The sequence below is a fragment of the Serratia sp. CY37869 genome (assembly GCF_052168895.1).
In the GTDB taxonomy this organism is placed as follows: Bacteria; Pseudomonadota; Gammaproteobacteria; order Enterobacterales; family Enterobacteriaceae; genus Serratia; species Serratia ureilytica.
Genome location: NZ_JBJNLU010000001.1, coordinates 1,609,509 through 1,627,614 on the forward strand (window position 1 = coordinate 1,609,509; position 18,106 = coordinate 1,627,614).

General features: G+C 61.5%; 20 protein-coding genes. 10 read left to right on the top strand and 10 right to left on the bottom strand.

The features are described from left to right. The first annotated feature begins 98 nt into the window (after positions 1-98). Complete coding sequence (locus ACJ8J1_RS07630; RefSeq protein WP_033643038.1) at positions 99-392, top strand: SelT/SelW/SelH family protein; 294 nt, start codon at positions 99-101, stop codon at positions 390-392. A gap of 6 nt (positions 393-398) precedes the next feature. Here ACJ8J1_RS07630 and ACJ8J1_RS07635 read toward each other — a convergent pair whose 3' ends face one another. Then, positions 399-1,340, bottom strand: coding sequence for a LysR family transcriptional regulator (locus ACJ8J1_RS07635; protein ID WP_033643037.1), 942 nt, complete (start codon positions 1,338-1,340; stop codon positions 399-401). Positions 1,341-1,437: 97 nt separating this feature from the next. Here ACJ8J1_RS07635 and ACJ8J1_RS07640 point away from each other — a divergent pair, with 97 nt between their 5' ends. The 7 genes from ACJ8J1_RS07640 (at position 1,438) to ACJ8J1_RS07670 (ending at position 6,053) form a co-directional block, all read left to right on the top strand. Next, a complete protein-coding gene (locus ACJ8J1_RS07640) occupies positions 1,438-2,637 on the top strand; it encodes an MFS transporter (protein WP_033643036.1) in 1,200 nt (399 codons plus the stop codon). A 94-nt stretch (positions 2,638-2,731) separates the two neighbouring features. Further along, complete coding sequence (locus tag ACJ8J1_RS07645; RefSeq protein WP_025302805.1) at positions 2,732-3,226, top strand: TIGR00645 family protein; 495 nt, start codon at positions 2,732-2,734, stop codon at positions 3,224-3,226. 188 nt (positions 3,227-3,414) lie between these two features. Then, complete coding sequence (fabZ, locus tag ACJ8J1_RS07650) at positions 3,415-3,870, top strand: 3-hydroxyacyl-ACP dehydratase FabZ (RefSeq protein ID WP_033643035.1); 456 nt, start codon at positions 3,415-3,417, stop codon at positions 3,868-3,870. Positions 3,871-3,904: 34 nt separating this feature from the next. Beyond that, positions 3,905-4,693, top strand: coding sequence for a spermidine synthase (locus tag ACJ8J1_RS07655; protein ID WP_033643034.1), 789 nt, complete (start codon positions 3,905-3,907; stop codon positions 4,691-4,693). A gap of 80 nt (positions 4,694-4,773) precedes the next feature. Then, positions 4,774-4,968 (top strand): ribbon-helix-helix protein, CopG family, encoded by a 195-nt coding sequence (locus ACJ8J1_RS07660; RefSeq protein WP_004928567.1) that lies wholly within the window; start codon positions 4,774-4,776, stop codon positions 4,966-4,968. A gap of 147 nt (positions 4,969-5,115) precedes the next feature. After that, positions 5,116-5,517 carry a VOC family protein gene (locus tag ACJ8J1_RS07665; protein ID WP_015377846.1) on the top strand — a complete coding sequence of 134 codons (402 nt, stop codon included), beginning with the start codon at positions 5,116-5,118 and terminating at the stop codon, positions 5,515-5,517. After that, positions 5,517-6,053 carry a dihydrofolate reductase family protein gene (locus tag ACJ8J1_RS07670; RefSeq protein ID WP_169539571.1) on the top strand — a complete coding sequence of 179 codons (537 nt, stop codon included), beginning with the start codon at positions 5,517-5,519 and terminating at the stop codon, positions 6,051-6,053. Before ACJ8J1_RS07665 ends, ACJ8J1_RS07670 begins: the two co-directional genes overlap by 1 nt. Here ACJ8J1_RS07670 and ACJ8J1_RS07675 read toward each other — a convergent pair. From ACJ8J1_RS07675 to ACJ8J1_RS07685, 3 genes are all read right to left on the bottom strand, one after another. Next, positions 6,038-7,432 (bottom strand): MFS transporter, encoded by a 1,395-nt coding sequence (locus ACJ8J1_RS07675; RefSeq protein ID WP_033643032.1) that lies wholly within the window; start codon positions 7,430-7,432, stop codon positions 6,038-6,040. The two genes, ACJ8J1_RS07670 and ACJ8J1_RS07675, sit on opposite strands and share 16 nt — an antisense overlap. Positions 7,433-7,545: 113 nt before the next feature. Beyond that, on the bottom strand, positions 7,546-8,613 hold the full coding sequence (locus ACJ8J1_RS07680) for an oxidoreductase (RefSeq protein ID WP_033643030.1): 1,068 nt from the start codon (positions 8,611-8,613) through the stop codon (positions 7,546-7,548). A 12-nt stretch (positions 8,614-8,625) separates the two neighbouring features. Beyond that, a complete protein-coding gene (locus ACJ8J1_RS07685) occupies positions 8,626-9,375 on the bottom strand; it encodes a DeoR/GlpR family DNA-binding transcription regulator (RefSeq protein WP_033643029.1) in 750 nt (249 codons plus the stop codon). Positions 9,376-9,525: 150 nt separating this feature from the next. Here ACJ8J1_RS07685 and ACJ8J1_RS07690 point away from each other — a divergent pair, with 150 nt between their 5' ends. Next, positions 9,526-10,404: an alpha/beta hydrolase gene (locus tag ACJ8J1_RS07690; protein ID WP_033643028.1), complete on the top strand. Its 879-nt coding sequence runs from the start codon at positions 9,526-9,528 to the stop codon at positions 10,402-10,404. A gap of 60 nt (positions 10,405-10,464) precedes the next feature. Here the strand turns inward: ACJ8J1_RS07690 and ACJ8J1_RS07695 are convergent, their stop codons facing one another. From ACJ8J1_RS07695 to ACJ8J1_RS07705, 3 genes are all read right to left on the bottom strand, one after another. Continuing rightward, positions 10,465-10,599 carry an AcrZ family multidrug efflux pump-associated protein gene (locus ACJ8J1_RS07695; protein WP_033643027.1) on the bottom strand — a complete coding sequence of 45 codons (135 nt, stop codon included), beginning with the start codon at positions 10,597-10,599 and terminating at the stop codon, positions 10,465-10,467. 193 nt (positions 10,600-10,792) lie between these two features. After that, positions 10,793-11,263, bottom strand: coding sequence for an Rrf2 family transcriptional regulator (locus ACJ8J1_RS07700; protein ID WP_033643026.1), 471 nt, complete (start codon positions 11,261-11,263; stop codon positions 10,793-10,795). 130 nt (positions 11,264-11,393) lie between these two features. Beyond that, positions 11,394-11,789: a DUF427 domain-containing protein gene (locus tag ACJ8J1_RS07705; RefSeq protein ID WP_033643025.1), complete on the bottom strand. Its 396-nt coding sequence runs from the start codon at positions 11,787-11,789 to the stop codon at positions 11,394-11,396. A 231-nt stretch (positions 11,790-12,020) separates the two neighbouring features. Between ACJ8J1_RS07705 and osmB the strand changes: the two genes are divergently transcribed. Beyond that, a complete protein-coding gene (gene osmB, locus ACJ8J1_RS07710) occupies positions 12,021-12,233 on the top strand; it encodes an osmotically-inducible lipoprotein OsmB (RefSeq protein WP_004940700.1) in 213 nt (70 codons plus the stop codon). Positions 12,234-12,388: 155 nt separating this feature from the next. On the opposite strand, the gene ACJ8J1_RS07715 is transcribed toward osmB, so the two are convergent. From ACJ8J1_RS07715 to mrdA, 3 genes are all read right to left on the bottom strand, one after another. Further along, positions 12,389-14,014: a methyl-accepting chemotaxis protein gene (locus tag ACJ8J1_RS07715; RefSeq protein ID WP_033643024.1), complete on the bottom strand. Its 1,626-nt coding sequence runs from the start codon at positions 14,012-14,014 to the stop codon at positions 12,389-12,391. Between the two features lie 332 nt (positions 14,015-14,346). After that, positions 14,347-16,065 carry a penicillin-binding transpeptidase domain-containing protein gene (locus ACJ8J1_RS07720; protein WP_033643023.1) on the bottom strand — a complete coding sequence of 573 codons (1,719 nt, stop codon included), beginning with the start codon at positions 16,063-16,065 and terminating at the stop codon, positions 14,347-14,349. Between the two features lie 107 nt (positions 16,066-16,172). Beyond that, entirely contained in the window at positions 16,173-18,098 is a 1,926-nt protein-coding gene (mrdA, locus tag ACJ8J1_RS07725; RefSeq protein ID WP_033643022.1) for a penicillin-binding protein 2, read from the bottom strand. Positions 18,099-18,106: the final 8 nt, after the last annotated feature.

Consider the following 18,106-nt stretch of genomic DNA (forward strand, 5'->3'; position numbering starts at 1 on the left):
CTTCCGCAGGCGCTTGACTATTTGGCGATACACAGCCACCATCGCTTGCGAGCCATCAGGCTGATTGCAAGCCGTCACCACTAACCGGTCGATCAACGATGAAAAATGCCCCCGCCGTTACGATTCACTACTGTTCACAATGCAATTGGTTGCTGCGCGCCGGCTGGATGGCGCAAGAGCTGCTCAATACCTTCGGCGACGATCTCGCCTCCGTCACCCTGATGCCGGGCACCGGCGGGGTGTATCAAATCAGCGTCGATGGCGTGATGATTTGGGATCGCAAAATTGACGGCGGCTTCCCCGATGCGGCGCAGTTAAAGCAGCGGCTGCGCGATCACAGCTTTCCCGAGCGTTCCCTCGGCCACAACGACGGCAAAAAAGCCCGGCACTGAACGGCGTCAGCCCGCCGCCGGCGGCCGCGCGCCGAGAATGCGCGGCATCACTTCTTTCATCATTTCCATGAACTTGCGCAGGCGAGCCGGGTAATAGCTGGCGTAGGGATATAGCAGGTAGATAGGCAGCGGCGCGGCGCGCCAGGCCGGCAACACGGTTTGCAGCGCCCCGTCGGCCACATCGTCCCGCACCAGCCAGGAGGAGACAATCGCGACGCCCAGCCCCTCCAGCGCCGCCTTGCGTACCGCGTACAGGCTGTCGGTGCTCAACCTCGGCGTGATATCGAACCGCCCCTGCTCGCCGCGCTCAGCATGGGTCAGCACCACTTCATTGCGATAAAAACTGTTCAACGCCAGCCACGGCAACCGCGCCAAATCGTCAAGACAGCGAACCGGTTCTCGGCTCGTCAGCAGCGCCGGCGACGCTACCGTGCTGCGCGGCACCTCCGCCAGCAACACCGCCACGACCGACGGATCGGTCACCGCACCGACGTGAATGGCGCAATCCACGCCTTCGGGAATAAAGTCCGGAGAATGATCGTTCAGCGTCCACTCAACGTAAGTTTGCGGGTAGCGCCGCAGGTACTCGCCCAACGGACCGATCAGCTGATCCTGGCCGAAAGCGTGCGGCGCCCGCACGCGCAACACCCCGACCGGTTCGTCGCGCGCGCCGCCCAGCCCTTCTTCCAGGCTTTGCCATTGCTCGATCAGCCCCCGCGCCTGGCGGTAACAGCGCTCGCCGTCGTCGGTCAGTTTGAGGGCGTGAGTCGTCCGCTGGATCAGTTTGGCGCCCAGCAGCTGCTCCAACGCCTGCAGACGCCGACTGATCGTCGGTTGTGAGGTGCCCAGCTGCTGCGCCGCCGCCGACAGGCTGCCGCTTTCGACGATGCGCACCAGCGTATGCAGCAAAGTTATGCGGTCGCCGTTGGGTAAATTAATTTTATTCATACGTTAAGTGTATAACAGTTTTACCTGCGAGGGGGCTACAGCGGAATGAAGCAAGCGGTAAAAATGGCCGCACATTCACTTTGCAGGGATCTTTGCCATGAGCACCACCGCCACTAACGGCGCCCCGTCCGCCAACGTCGTGTTTCTGCTGGCCGCCGGCGCCGGTCTCAGCGTCGCTTCAATCTATTACAGCCAGCCCATGCTCGGCATGATGGGCGCCGATTTCCACGCCGGCGTCGCCGATGCCGGCATGGTGCCGACGCTGACCCAGTTGGGTTATGCGCTGGGCATTTTACTGTTGGCGCCGCTGGGCGACCGGTACGATCGCCGGCGGATCATTCTGATCAAAGGCGCGCTGCTGACGCTGACGCTGCTGCTTTGCGCGTTTGCCGCCTCATTCCCGCTGTTGTTGCTCAGCAGCCTGGCGATAGGCCTGACCGCCACCGTCGCCCAGGACATTATCCCCGCCGCCGCCACGCTGGCGCCGGAGGCCAGCCGCGGCAAAACCGTCGGCGCGGTGATGACCGGGCTATTGGCCGGTATTCTGCTGTCGCGCGTGTTCAGCGGCGCGCTCGCCGAGTTCGCCGGCTGGCGCAGCGTTTACGCGCTGGCGGCGCTGGGCGTTTTGCCGATCACGCTGGCTATCTGGCGCATGTTGCCGCGTCTTCGCCCCCATAACGCGCTGAGTTACCCCGCGCTGCTGCGCTCGCTGGGGCATCTGTGGGCCGCGTATCCCGAGCTGCGGCGTGCAACGCTGGCGCAAGGCTTTCTGTCATTGGGCTTCAGCGCTTTCTGGTCAACGCTGGCGTTGATGCTGGCGGAGCGCTACCAGATCGGCAGCGCGGCGGCCGGCGCGTTTGGTCTGGCAGGGGCGGCGGGTGCGCTGGCGGCGCCGTTGGCGGGAAGCCTGGCCGATCGGCACGGCCCTGACGCCGTGACCCGCATCGGCGCGGCACTGGTCCTGGCCGCCTTCGCCCTGATGTTTCTGCTTCCGCTGTTGCCGCTCCCGGCGCAGCTGGCGCTCATTGCGCTGAGCGCCGTCGGATTCGATCTGGGCATCCAGGCGACGCTGATCGCACACCAGACCATCGTCTACGGTCTTGATCCGGCGGCCCGTAGCCGCTTGAACGCCCTCTTGTTCACCGGCGTATTCATCGGCATGGCGACCGGCGCCGCCCTCGGCAGCCGCATTCTGGCAAGCGCGGGCTGGCCGGGCGTCGTGGCGCTGGCAACGGCGGCGGGGGCCGTGGCGCTGTGGATCCGCTGCGGGCGCAAAACGGCACGCGTAGCGGCCTGATATCGCCCTCTACTGGCGCAAGCGGTTGATTTCACCCAGGCCTCTTGCGCTATACTGAGCGCCCTTTTTGCTACGCATTCAAAACAATTTTATGATGGAACGCTTGCTAGAAAACGCGATGTACGCCTCCCGCTGGCTGCTCGCGCCGGTTTATTTCGGCCTTTCACTGGCCCTGGTCGCCCTGTCTATCAAATTTTTTCAGGAGATCCTGCACGTCCTGCCCAACATTTTCTCCGTCGCTGAAGCCGATCTGATCCTGACCCTGCTGTCGTTGGTCGACATGGCGCTGGTCGGCGGGCTGCTGGTGATGGTGATGTTCTCCGGGTACGAAAATTTCGTCTCGCAGTTGGATATCACCGAAGGAAAAGAAAAGCTGAGCTGGCTGGGCAAAATGGACGCCACCTCGCTGAAAAACAAAGTCGCCGCGTCTATCGTCGCCATCTCGTCCATCCATCTGCTGCGGGTGTTTATGGACGCCAAGAACGTGCCAGACAACAAGCTGATGTGGTATGTGATCATCCACCTCACCTTCGTGCTCTCCGCCTTCGTGATGGGTTATTTGGACAAAGTGACCCGCTCCAAGCACTAAACGCGCCGCCACGCCCGATCGTCAGGATCGGGTGTCTTTCCCTTCTTCGCTGTTTCCCAACCGTCGTCGCCGTCATGTCTTTCATCTGGCACATCTGATGATAATTTTATTATAATGTCATTACACTCATTTTGGACCGAACGCCGGCCATCGCGCCGGATTCGCCGCAGACAGGATCACGCTCCCCCATGCCATTACATGGTCACCCCCTGCAATTCCACGATATTCAGGCGATTCTGCCTCATCGCTATCCCTGTCTGTTGGTCGATCGCGTGCTGCCCGCCGGCACCTGCATCGCCGAAGGGCGGCTGAGCGCCATCAAGAACATCACCGCCAATGAGCCGACGTTCTGGAGCGGCCATGCGCGCTTCGCCGGTTTTCCTGGCGTGCTGTTGGTGGAAGCGCTGGCGCAAAGCACCGGTCTGCTGGCGCATTACTATCTCGGGGCGCTTAACGAAGGGGAACATTACTACTTCGCTTCCATTCAGCGGGCGCGGTTTTATCGCGCCGCCCGTCCCGGCGACCAGGTGTTGATGGAGGTCGCCTTTGTACGCCGGCGCGGCGCGATCGCCCGCTTCACCGGCCGTGCCAGCATCGATGGCCGGCGCATTTGCACCGCCGATTTCATGTGCGCCCGTAAGTAAACAGGCCGCTTGCCAAAGGAGCCCTGCGAATACCATGTCTCTGGTTGACAGCTTACTCAGAACCCTCGATTTCTCCCCGCGTGGCCAGGTGATCGCTCGCGAAGCCGACGCCTGGGGCGAAATCATCGTCTCCGATCACAAGGACTACCGCACGCTGCGGTTTGACGGCATCTGCGAGCAAAGCAAGATGAGCCTCAGCAACCCCGCACAGCCGATCCACAACTACATCAAAGCGATGCTGATGGCGGTGGCCTGGCAGCCGCCGACGTCGGCGTTGATCCTGGGGTTAGGCGGCGGCAGCCTGCTGCGTGCGCTGCACGCGCTCGATCCGGCTATGCGCTTGGAGGTCGTTGAGCTGCGCGCCGCGGTGATCGCGGTCGCGCGCCGCTATTTTACGCTGCCGGCCACCGACACCATCAGCCTGCGCACCGCCGACGCCATGGACTTCGTGCGCCCGCCCGCCGAAACGCGTTACGATCTGATTTTCTCCGATCTTTATTCGGCGTTCGCCATGGATCCGCAGCAAGGCACCCAGACATTCCTGGAGAACTGCGCCGCGCGGCTGAATGACGGGGGCTGGCTGGTGCTGAATTACCACGATCTGCCCGACGAAAACAGCCTGCTGTACCACAGCCTGCACCGGATATTCGCCACCGTGCTGTTTTGCATCGCCCCCAGCGGCAACGTGATCATTTATGCTACGCCGGCCCAGGTGTCGCTGCCGCTCAGCACGCTGCGCACGCTGGCCGCCGGCAGCGGCGAGCTGTTCAACTGCGAACTCGGCTACCTGTCACGCAAGATAGAGCGGCTGCATTTCCGCTAAAGACGAGCGGCGGCGCGGTCTGGCTGGCCGCTTCGCTCACATGGTATTATCATTCAGTCATCATTCTCTGGAGGATCCTGATGGAAAAGAAAACGGCGCGGCTAACGGTGCTGATTGACCCGGACAAAAAGAAAGCCCTGGAAGAGCTGTGCCTGCAGCAGGATGTCACCCCTTCCCAGGTGGTGCGCCAGCTGATACGCGATTATCTGCACAAGCATCAGGTGGATTATCCCAGCCAGCCGACCCACGCCAATCCTCGCGTAGAGAGCAATTGAGGCGGCCCGCCCCACAAACCGTGAAGCGCGCTTTGCCCCCCTGCGCGCGTCCCTAATCCGAATCCTCCACCGCGGTCTGTCCATCCTGCGCTATCGCTGCTACTGTTTTATCCGTTCATTATTCTCTCTTGGGAAAGGAAACGCGCCATGTTCAGCCATATTACCGTCGGCGTCAGCGATCTGGACGCCGCCGCCGCGTTCTACGACGCCATTTTGTTGCCATTGGGTTTACAACGGCGGGAAGTGACGCCGGACGGCGGCCCCGCCGCCCGCTGCTGGGTGATGCCGGGCCAAACGCTGCCGCGGTTTTATGCCTACCAACCCTTCGACAGACAGCCCGCCAGCGCCGGCAACGGCAGCATGTTGGCCTTTCTCGCCGCCGACGAGCTGGCGGTTAAACGCGCCTACGCCGCCGGCCTGCTGGCGGGTGGCAGCAGTGAAGGCGAACCCGGCGAGCGCGCGCACTACGGTAAAGGCTATTTCGGCGCTTACCTGCGCGATCCCGACGGCAACAAGGTCCATGTGGTTTACCGCGGAGATCTCGCCTGATGAAATGCTCGGTTTACATCGCCACCAGCGTAGACGGATTCATTGCCGGCCCGGACGGCGACATCGATTGGCTGCTGCGGCCCGAGTACGCGGTGTCGTTGCTCAATGGCCTGAGTTTTGAAGCGTTTATCGCCGACATCGACGCGCTGGTGATGGGCCGCCATACCTATGAAAAAGTCCGCGCCTTTCCCGAATGGCCCTATGGAGAACTGCCGGTGGTGGTACTGTCGACGCAATCCGCACCGCACGGCGCAGAGCCTGTCCGCTGGATGAGCGGCGAACCGGCCAGCGTCGTGGCGCGGTTGGCCGAGGCCGGCTGCCGTCACCTGTATATCGACGGCGGCCAGACCGTGCAGCGTTTCCTGCAGGCCGGGTTGATCGACGAATTGACGATTACGCGCGTGCCGCTGCTGCTGGGCGGCGGCATTCCCTTGTTCGGCGCCGATGCCCCTGAGCAGCGCCTGCGTCTGCTCGCCGTCACCCAGTCGGACAACGGTTTCGTGCAAGAACGCTACGCCGTTCAGCGCGCGTCATAACGCAGCGCCAGTCGGCGGCCGCCGAAGGCGATAAGTAATGCCGCCAACGCCAGCAACGCCGCCGCGCCGTAGGTGACGCGCATGCCGTAAGCCGCGGCCGCCGCGGCGCCCGCCACCCGCTGCGAGGCCAGATAAAACAGCGCCCCCATCGCCGACGCGCCGGTGATCGCCCCCAGATTGCGCGCCAGATTGACCATGCCGGCGATCAACCCGCGTCGTTCGGGAAACAGGTCCTTCATCAGCACCGTGTTGTTGGCCACCTGAAACAGCGCATAACCGGCGGTCAACAGCGCGATCGGCGCGACATAGCCGAGTACGCCCCAGCGGCACAGCAGCGACAGCAATCCCGCCCCGGCGGCCACTGCCGCCAGCCCAAGCTGGGCGATGCGTTGCGATCCAAAGCGATCCACCAGATAACCCGCCGGAATACCGGTCAGGATCGCCACCGCCGGCCCCGCCGACATCACCAGCCCCACCTGCGCGGCGCTTAACCCCAGCGCGCGCGACAGATAAAACGGCCCGACCACCAGCGTGGCGGTCATCACCGTCATGACCAACGCGCTGGCCGCCAGCCCCGCCGTCAGGGCCGGATGGCGAAACATCGTCGGCGCCAACAGCGGCGACACGGCGCGGCGTTCCACGCGGATAAACAACCCTGCCGCCAACAGAGCGCCCAACATCAACGCCAGGTTAAGCGCGCCGAAATCACCGCGTCCCAGAGTCATCGCCAGCGAGTAGCAAAGCAATGCGCCGCCCAGCAGCAGCGTGCCAGCGCGGTCGAACGGTTCAGGGCGCGTCGCCGCCCGCGCCCCATCCGGCAAGTATCGCCAGGCGAGCCACAGCGCCAGTAGCCCCAGCGGCAGGTTGATCAGGAATATCGTTCGCCAGCCGAAGCCGGCGATCAGCGCGCCGCCCAACGACGGCCCCAGCGCGGTGCCCACGGCCGACATAGTGCCGAGCAGCCCCATCGCGCGGCCGATCTTTTCCGTGCCCAGCGCCTCGCCCGCCAGCGCCATGGTGATTGACATCATGACGGCGCCCCCCAGCCCCTGCGCCAGGCGCGCCGCCAGCAGCAGCCACAGCTGCGGAGCCAACGCACAAGCCAGCGAAGCGGCGGTAAACAGCGCGATGCCCGCCAGCAGCAGGCGGCGGCGATTGAGGCTGTCACCCAAGCGGCCGATGCCGATGATGCAGGTGGTGACGGCCAGCAAATAGCAGAGCAGCACCCACTGCACTGCCTGGAACGAGGCATGGAATGCGGTGGCGAGCGCCGGCAGCCCGACGTTGGCGATGCTGATGCCGAGCGATGACAGCAGCATACACAGAGAAAGTGCGGCCAGTATGCCGCGGACGCCCTGCGGCGAGGGATGGGATAACATGATAAGCACTCCTGACATAGACTGAGGCTTAGCCTATGTCAGGGGCTGGGATGGCGGAAGACGCATGCGATGCACTGTATCAATGCATCTGACGCCTTATCTGGCGCGATGCGTTACCAGGCGGCGATCTCCGCCTCGGTGAGCGGCAGCGTTTGGGTTACGCCGGTTTCCGCCGCCAGCGTGGCCGCTTCCAGCACCGCCATCACCGCCAGCGCCTGCGAAGCGGTGACCGGATTGGCGCCGGCGCCGCGCAGCGCGTCACGCACCTGGACGTAATATTGGCGCTGATCGCCATCCGGCGTCGGCAGCGTGCGCACCGGTTCCGTGCCGATAAACAAGCTCATCGCGTCGTCGTCTTTACCCCACTCAGCCGAACCCGGCGTTACGCCGGTCAGCAGTTGGCTCTCCTGCCCGTCGGCGCGCGCTTTGACCACGCTGCCTTTATCGCCGTGCACGGTAAAGCGCGCGACGCCGCCCGCCACCAGCATGCTGCCATGCAAAATCACGCGGTGCGTCGGGTAGTTCAGCACCACATGCGCCCAGTCATTGATCTGCGCATTGGCGCGCAGCGTGGCGATGTTGGCCTGCACGCTGTGCGGCAAACCGAACAGCTGCAGCGCCTGATCGACCATGTGCGGCCCCAGATCGAACCACAGCCCGCTGCCCGGCAGATTCTGCTCGCGCCAGCGCACCCGCACTTCGGGGCGGTAACGATCGATGTGCGACTCAAAGTGCGTCACCTTGCCGATCAGTCCCTGCTCGATCACCTGCTTCACGCCCAGGAAATCGCTGTCCCAGCGGCGATTCTGGAATACCGACAGCAGACGGCCGTGTTTCTCCGCCGCGGCAATCAGCGTGCGCGCCTGCGCCAAATCCAGCGTAAACGGCTTATCCACCACCACGTGCTTGCCCGCTTCCAGCGCAGCCAGCGCCAGCGGCGCATGGGTGGCGTTCGGCGAAGCAATCACCACCAGGTCCACTTCCGGCAAGCGGATCGCCTCCAGCGGATCGGCGATCACGCGCACGTGCGGCAGATCGGCATGGACTTTGGCGGCATCGCGCGAAGCCACCACGCTCAGCACCAGACCCGGCACCGCGTTAATCAGCGGCGCATGAAACGCCTTGCCGACAAAGCCGTAACCAATCAGCGCCACCTGCAACGGTTGAGCGTTATCGTTCATCAGGGTTCTCCTCTAGCGGTCGTCGGCGACGACACAAAGTTCAATCATTGATTGCTCGTCCAGGTTATCCCACGGGCGATCGGTAAACAGGCGTTGGATCTGCGCCAGATCCGCCACGTGATGCGGCTCGCAGCGATCCAGCTTCATATGGTCGGCCACCAGCCAGCGCTCGCCGCTGTTGGCCAGCATGGCGCGTTTAACCTCTGCATCAGCCTCTTCGCCGGCGCTCAGCCCCAGCTGAGAATGCACCGCGCAGGCGCCCAGCAAAGCGATGTCCGCGCGGTAGCGTTCCAGCAACGCCAGCGTCGCGCTGCCGGCGAACAGCCGTTGGCGCGCGTCCCACTGGCCGCCGAGCAGGATCAGTTGGATCTCCGGCTTATCGCTCAGGCACTGCGCGATATCCAGCGAGGCGGTGATCACCGTCGCCGGGCCGCGCAACGCTTGCGCCACCGCCAACAGCGTACTGCCCGCATCCAGCATCAGGGTACTGCCGGGCGGGATCTGCGCGGCCACCGCGCGGCCGAGCCGCTGCTTGACCAGCGGCAACAGCGCCGCGCGCGCCTGGCGCGGCATGCCGGACGGTTCGAGCGCTATCGCGCCGCCGTGATGTTTCTGCGCCAACCCCTGCCGCTCGAGATCGGCCAAGTCGCGGCGCACGGTATCGACCGAAACACCGATGGCGCTGGCCAATTCCGCCACCGCCGCCTGACCGCGTTCGCTGAGCAAATCCAGTAAATGGCGCTGTCGTGCCGCTTTGTGCATGGGATTATTCCGCATTAAAAAAGCATAAAACGGCAATATACAGCAGATAACAGCATTGGAGAAGCCGCAATTGTGCGCACCGGAGATCAAACATCTTTTCCCCTGCGGGACGATGATGAAGACATAACGCATAACAATCCGGAGAAACGCATGAACATCGATCTGACGTTTGAAGACCTGAGCGCCCGCGCCGCGCAATACAACGCCCGCGCTTCGGTGGAGGATTTTGACGCCTGCATGGCGGACTATGCCGCGCTGGCGCAGCGCGCCAAAGCGCAGACGCCGGGCATTTACGATCTGCGCTACGGCATGAGCGCCGCCGAGCGTCTCGATCTGTTCCCGGCCAGCGCACAGCCCGCCCCGCTGCTGATCTTTATCCATGGCGGCTACTGGCATTCGCAGCGCAAAGAGGAAGCCTGCTCGATGGCCGCCGCGTTCGCCCGCCGCGGTGTGGCGGTCGCCACGCTGGAATATACGCTGGCGCCGGAAGCGACGCTGGCGGAGATCGTGCATGAGGTGCGCAGCGCCGTCGCCTGGCTTTATCATCACGGGGCGCCGTTCGGCATCGATCCGGCGCGCATTTTCGTCAGCGGCAGTTCGGCCGGCGGCCACCTGTGCGGCATGCTGATCGCCGACGGCTGGCAGCAACGCTATCGCCTGCCGCCCGATGCAATCAAAGGCGCGCTGGCGCTGAGCGGCCTCTACGATCTGCGCCCGCTGTGCGATATCTACATCAACGACTGGCTGCACCTGACGCCCGAACAGGCGCAAACTCTCAGCCCGCTGTTTTTGCTGCCGGCGAAAGCGCATGCGCCGCAGATCCTGCTCGACGTCGGCCACCGCGAAACCCAAGGCTTCAAAAACCAGACGCAGGCCTATTATGACGCCTGCCTGGCGCGCGGCCTCGACGTCCACCTGCTGGCCGACCGCCACTGCAATCACTTTACGCTGGTCAACGAGCTGGCGGATGCGGAAAGCGCGATGTTTCGGCAGGTGATGGCGATGATCGACGCAACGGCGCGTTCATAGAGAGAAAGGGGGAAATAAGGGAGTTATAGCCGGGGGCCGATAGCCCCCAAGCATACAGATTCAGCCGTTTTTGCGGCCGATAGCGGAAAAGACGTTGAACACTTCACCCAGGCCGTAAATCGCGCCGAGCAAGACGGCCACCATTACCGGCACCAGGACCACCACGGTGGCCAAGCTTTCAATCATTTCTAACATCGTTCTCTCCTGGTTTATAAGCACAGCGAATCTGCGCCGGAAGAAAAGGTTTCCGGCCAAACGGTCGATTATCGTGGGGAGGCAGTCTAAAACGTGAGCTACATCACACTTGATGCGAGCTAATGTAACTTACACAATTACATTAACGCAATGCAAAAAATGCTCTGCGCGGAACGGGGTTTGGCGTGATTTTTTATTGCGTATCTGCTTGATATTGCGGTGAACAAGGGACGAAGGGATAGCCGGCGCGCAGCTCGACCTGCCCGGCCATTTCGGCGATGCTGGTCTGCGCCAGGCTGGCTTCCAGCGCGTGACCGATGCGCGCAAACTCTTGCTCCAGCACCGGGGTAATGGCGTGGCCGATATAGCACGCCTCGTTAGGCCGGGTGCGATGCAGCGTGAAATAAGGTTGATCCTCCACCGCGCGATACACGTCCAGCAAAGAAATCGCTTCCGCCGGCCGCGCCAACAGCGCCCCGCCGCCTTGCCCCATCTGTGAATAGGTCAGCCCCGCCTCCGCCAACGCCCCGAGAATGCGCCGCACCACCGTCGGATTGGTGTTGACGCTGCGGGCGATATCTTCGGAACGCACCGTCTGGCCGCGACACAGCGTGATGTTGGTCAGAATATGGATGGCAACGGCAAATCGCGTAGAGGTAGACACCTTGGCACCTGCTCAGAGTTTCGCTTATGTCGGATTAAAACATAAGGAAAGCGTATCAATTTCCGGTAATACACATAATGAGTAGGGATAAGTGGAATGTCAACCTGCCCCGCCCGAAGGCGGCGGCGGCTCAGGCTTCGGTACGGATCGCCGTGACTTTGTCGGGATAAAATGCCAGATGATCCTTGATCGCCACCACGGCGTTGTAAGGCATTTCATAGCTCCAGGCCACATTGTCCCCCTGTGGGTCGTTCAGCGTGAGGGAGAAATAACTGCAGTCGCCCTTATAAGGGCAGTAGCTCACATGCGTGCTTTTATGCAGCAGCCGCATATTCACATCCTCACGCGGAAAGTAAAACACCGGCGGATAGTTGGCTTCCTGCAAGATGAGTACATGACGGCTGTCGGCCAGGATTTGGCCGGCGCCGCGCACCACGACCCGCGTCGGATGGCGGGTCAGCGTAATCGGATGGTCCGGGCCGGGAATTTTCACCGGTTTGCCGGATGCGGAAACGAGCTCGGACATGGCGGCCTCCAGCGTGTGCGCCCCGCCCCTCGTGAGGCGTCTTCCCAGTATAGCCGAACGGTTTTGCCGACGGCCGCACATTCGGCGAGCGATCGCTTTTCACCGCGCCAAAATTAAGAATTTTTACCTGTTCGATTTTCTTTCGGAGGAATACATTCATCCCAACTTCTACCGGCGAGTTAATCGGATTATTTTTAATCCATTAATTAGCCAATTTACCAGGAACTCATTATGAATATTAAACGTGCCGCGGGTGTGTTGGTGGTGGTAATGGCGACGCTTTCCGTTACCGCATGTGGGCATATGTCCAATCGCGATCGCAACACGGCGATCGGTGCGGGCGTCGGCGCCGTGGGCGGCGCGGTATTGACCGACGGCAGCACGCTGGGCACCCTCGGCGGCGCAGCGCTGGGCGGCATCATCGGCCACCAGACCAGCCGTTAATTCTCCCGCCAAAAATAACCTCCGCAGGCCGACGCTTTTTTAATCCACACGCGCCGGCCTGCTTTTATTTACTCCGCTGAAATTCCTCAGGGAGCGGACCTAAATAAATAACGTTAAGCGCGGCTTTATTATTCATTAACCTGCATCGGAAGTATTTATTGCGCCGGCAGCCTGAAACGCGCCATCGCTTTTTCCAATCGTTCCGATTCGCCCTGCAGCAACTGCGAAGCCTCGGTCACCGCGTTCACCACGGCGCCGGTTTGCCGCGCCACCTGATTCAGCCCGGCGATGCGCGCCGTCACGTCCTGAATGCTCTCCCCCTGATTGAGCGACGCCAGCGAGATCTCCCCCATCAGTGCGCTAAACGTGTTCACCAGATCGATAATTTGACGCAAATTGCCCGCCAGCAGATCCACCGCTTGCGACCCCTGATCGATTTGCTGCAACGAGCGGTTGATCAGCTGCTGAATATCGCGCGTAGAATGGCTGCTCTTCTGCGCCAGCAGGCCCACTTCTTTAGCGACAATGGCGAAACCGCGGCCGTGAACGCCGGCGTGCGCGGCCTCGATCGCCGCATTCAGCGCCAGAATATTGGTCTGAAACGCCACGCTGTCGATCAGCGCCACAATGCCGCGCATCTCGGCCGATTGGTTGACGATCCCTTGCATCGAGACGTTGACGGTTTGCATCATCTTTTCACCGGCGCCGGCGCACTGCCTGGCCTGTTCGGTGCGTTGATTGGCCAGCTGCGCGTATTGGCCGTTTTCTTCCACCCGCGCCGCCAACTGCTGCACGTGCTCGGTCGCCAACTGCAATTCGCCGTCCTGCTTCGCCGACTGCGCCGTCAACTGTCGATTGCCGTCCGCCAGCCGCCCGACGCCGTTCAGGATCCCGCTCGCCGCATCGCGCACCTCACTCACCAGCCGCTGCAGGCCGTTTTGCATGTGGCCAATGCTGGTTTGCAACTGACGCATTTCGCGGTTAACCGCCCGTTCAGACGGCAACGGCCGCGAAAGGTCGCCGGCGGCCAGCACGTTGAGATGGGCGATCGCCCTTTGCAACGGTACGATCACCCAACGAGCAACGCCGAACCACACGCCCAAGGCGATCAGCGCCAACGCCGCGAGCGCGCCAAGCGCATAGGTTTTGGCCTGCTCCAGCGCCGCCAATTGCCGCACGTTGACGTCATCGCCGCGTCGTTCGTTCAGCGCCTGATAAGCGAGATACTTCTCGTTGAAATCCGCCTGAAAAGCCTGGATCGGCACGGCGAAAAACGCATCGATGCTGTCGCTGCGTTGCAGCCCTTGCGCCTGCTCCTTCAGACCGTCATAGAACAGGCGATAACTGCCTTTCAGGGCGTCAGCGGCCTCGGGCGCCGTCGCGCTCAGGCGCTCAAACCGGGCGAAGGCCTGCTCTGAAGCCTGCAACGCCGCCAGCGATTCATCCAGCAGGCTATGCCAGCTGCCGTCGGAGCCGGTGGCTTTATCCTGCAGATAGTAAATGCCCGCACGGTTCAGGGTATCGCTGGCCGTCAGCAGCGACAGCCTGGCGCGATCCATCGCCGCCTGCTGGCGATGCAAGGCGTCGCCCGTCACCAGGTTAATCTTGGCGTCGCGCAGAATATTGGAAATAAATACGGTGGAAAACAATTGCAGCAGAGAAAATAGCGCGATAACGCAAATTACGCCGCTTAATAACCCCATGCTTTTGCCGAAGCCAAACGCGCGCGGCAGCGCGGGCGCAGGTTTTGCCCCGCGGCCAAGTGTCAGTTTTATGTTCATGATTTTTAGTCGGTAATACCAGGATGCCGCGAGTCTAACGAGCATTGATGACACGACGATTACAGCCCCCATAGACGGGTGTTGCCGGGTTCGGAATGCGTTGAAATCATGTTAAGGCGTGAACGAAAGAGGGAATTGTCTTGGTGAGAAAATAAGCTTCTCTGCGAATCGCCAAATAAGAAATATTATTTTAGAAACAGAGAAATTCATTCAAGTCGAATATCAATCAATATTTCAAGGCATATCCATAATAAATACTGCCGTAGGTTAAACTCGTTGTATTGAAGCGTGGGTCAGACATTTTCTGACCCACTCACTTCCCGCTTAAATCCTCACCCTTTAACCGACGACACCACATTGAGCGGCTGGGCATCCGGCAGGATATTCATGTGCTCCAGCACCTGGGCCATGATCTTGCCGAACACCGGCCCGGCTACCGAGCCGCCGAAGTGCTTGCCGGCTTTCGGGTTGTTGACCATCACCACCAGCGCTACCTGCGGATCGCTGGCCGGCGCCACGCCGGCGGTATAGTTGATATAGCCGCCGTCGTATTTGCCGCTGGGGCCCATTTTCTCGGCGGTACCGGTTTTGATCGCCAAACGGTAGCCGGGCACCGCAGCGCTCACCCCACTGCCGCCCGGCAAGGCGTCGCTTTCCATCATATGCACCACGGACCTGACCGTATCGGCCGGCAAAATGCGTTGCCCCATCACCGGCGGCGTCACCTTAGTGATCGACAGCGGCCGATAAATGCCGAAGGAACCGATCGCGGCATACTCGCGCGCCATTTGCAGCGGCGTCACGCGCAGCCCATAGCCGAAGGAGAACGTGGCGCGTTCGATATCGGCCCAGCGCTCGCGATGCTGCGGCAGGTAGCCGCTGCTCTCGTTGCCGATGCCAAGCTCGGTCGGCCGCCCCAGGCCAAAGCTGCGGTAGACCGCCGGCAGCACCGTGGCCGGCAGCGCCAGCGCAATGTGCGATACCGCGATGTCGCTCGATTTTTGCAGCACGCCGGTGATGGTCAGCTTCGACCAGTGGCCGACGTCCTTAATCAGGTGACCGTTCACCCGATACGGCGTGGTGTCCAACACGGTATCCGGCCGAATCAGCTTATGTTCCAGCCCCACCATCACCACGACCGGTTTCACCGTCGAACCCGGTTCGAAGCTGTCGCTGCTGCACACGTTGCGGATATCTTTCGCCGGCGTGCTGCCATAGTTGTTCGGGTTGAACGACGGGTAGCTGGCCATGCCGAGGATTTCGCCGGTGTCGATTTTCACCAGCACCGCACAGCCGGAGTCGGCCTGGTTAGCCACCACGCCGTCGCGGATCTGCGCATAGAGCACGTACTGGATAAATTTGTCGATGCTGAGCGTCACATTCGGCGGTGGAACCGGATCCACGCTTTTAATCACGCCGATCACCGCACCGCTGCCGTCCTTCTGGTAGACCCGCAGGCCGTTTTTACCCTGCAGCAACGGGTTGAAGCCCAGCTCGATGCCCTCCAGCCCCTGATTGTCCTGGCCGACGATGCCGATCAGGCCGGCCGCATCCTGGCCCATCGGATAGAAGCGGCTGAAATCCTGCTCGGTGCTGACGCCGGTCAGGTGCAGTTTGCTGATATAAGCGGCGTTGTCGTCCTCCACCTTGCGCGCCAGGTAGACAAAGCGTTTGTGCGCGTTGCTCTGGATCAGATGCTGCACGTCCGCCAGCGGGATCTTCAGCACGTTGGCCATGCTCTGCCAGCGTTCGTTGCCGGTATCAGTCTGGGTATCGAGAATATGCTTCGGATCCAGCACGATGTCTTTCGACGACACGCTGACCGCCAGCGCCTCATTGTTGCGATCGGTGATCATGGCGCGGTTGGTCGGCACTACCTGGGTGCGAATCGAGCGCTGATCTGCCTGGTTCGCCAACTGCTGGTGTTCCAGCAGTTGCAGGTAACCGACCCTGAACGCCAACAGAAAAAAACAGACCAGCATGCCGGCGCAAATCCAGCCGAAACGAACTGTGGAATAGGTTTTACCGCTCTTTTTGGTCGATGGCGCCACTGTTGTGTTAACCCTGCGTTTTTATTCGGTTTATCGTGTTATTTCAGTCTACCTTGCCGGAAATGGTCAGGAGATTGCAGTTTGTAAGAAAGTAAAAACAAACCGCATCACCGTTGCACATCCGCACTGTCGTTTAACTGCGGTTTAGTTTGCGCCGCGTCGCCGGGCTGGGGCGCGTTGGCCGGATCGAAAATGTGGTCGAGGATCGCGCGCGCGGTCGGCCCCGCCACCACGCCGTCGCCGCCGCCGTTTTCCAGGATCAGCGCCATCGCCACCCGGGGGTTTTTGTAGGGGGCGAACAGCGTATAAAAGATGTGATCGCGCAGCCGCACCGGTATCATTTTGGCGTTGTAAGTCTGGTTTTGCTTCAGGCTGAACACCTGCGAGGTGCCGGATTTAGCGGCAATCTGGTACGGCGCGGTATGGAACAGCTTGTATCCGGTGCCGTTCGGCAGGTTGGCCATGCCATACATGCCGTTGCGCACAATGCCCCAGTAAGGCGAACGGGGATCGCCAATCTGCAGCGCCTGCGTCGGTGGCTGATAACGCGTGACCCGGTTGCCCTGCTGCAGCGAATACAGCAGGTGCGGCGTTTTCACCTTACCGTTGTTGATCAGCGTAGTCAGCGCTTTCACCATCTGAATAGGCGTCGCCACCCAATATCCCTGGCCGATGCCGACCGATACCGTATCCCCCTGATACCAGACTTTTTTGTGCACCTTCAGCTTCCAGTCGCGGCTTGGCAGCACGCCGCGGTACTCTTCGTTCAGATCGATGCCGGTCGACTGGCCGTAACCAAACTGGCTCAGCCAATGGTGAATGCGATCGATGCCCATCTCATACGCCACCTGATAAAAGAAGGTATCGGCGGACTCTTCTATCGCTTTGGTGACGTTGAGCATGCCGTGACCGGTCTTCAGCCAGTCGCGATAGCGCCGCTCGGTGCCGGGCAGCGTCCAGGTCGGCGCGCCGAAAAAGGTGGTGGTGGGCGTGATCACCCCGGCAAACAGCGCCGAAACCGCCATGTAGGGCTTCACCGTCGACGCCGGCGGGTACAGCCCCTGGGTGACGCGGTTGATGAGTGGCAAATCCGGGTTGCGGAGCAGCGCCTTATAGGCCTGATAGCCGATGCCTTTGACGAAGGGATTGGGATCGTAACTGGGGCTGGAGACCATCGCCAGAATGCCGCCGTCGCGCGGATCTTCCACCACCACCGCGGCGCGTTGCCCCTTCAGCACCGATTCGATGTACTGCTGCAGCGGCAGATCCAGCGTCAGGTAGATGTTTTTGCCGGCCTGCGGCGGCTGCTCCTTCAGCAAGCGGATCACCCGCCCGTGGTTATCCACCTCCACCTCCTGATAGCCGGTGGTGCCGTGCAGCTCGGACTCGTAATAGGCCTCGATGCCCTGTTTGCCGATGTTGCGATCGGCGGCATAGTTCTCGCTCAACCCGGCCTTGTCCAGGCGCTTGAGATCGCTGTCGTTGATCTTCGACACGTAGCCCAGCACGTGCGCCAGCTGCGCGCCGTAAGGATATTCGCGCTGCTGATAGGTATCGATAGTCACCCCGTCGAAACGGTATTGATTGACGGCGAAACGCGCCACCTCGGTGTCGTTCAGCCCCGCTTTTAGCGTTATCGGCTTGTAGCGGCTGTTGTGGTGCATGTCGTCGCGAAACGCGCTGATATCTTCCGGCGTCAGATCGACGATCGGCGTCAACGCCTGCAGCAGCGCCGATATATCGGTGATTTTGCTGGGCGTGATCTCGATGCGATACAGTGTCACGTTTCGTACCAGCGGAATGCCGTTGCGATCGAAGATCAGCCCGCGGCTTGGGGCGATCGGCAACATCTTGATGTCATTCTGGTTGGAGCGCGTCTGGTAAAAGCCGTGCTGGCGAATTTGCAGCCGGTAGAGGTTGACGACCAGCGCGCCGAAACAGACCACCACCAGCGCCAGCGCCACGGCCGCCCGGCGGATAAACAGCATCTCTTCCGCGGAGTGGTCGCGAATTTTTTCTTTTAACAGGGCCATGCGGAGCC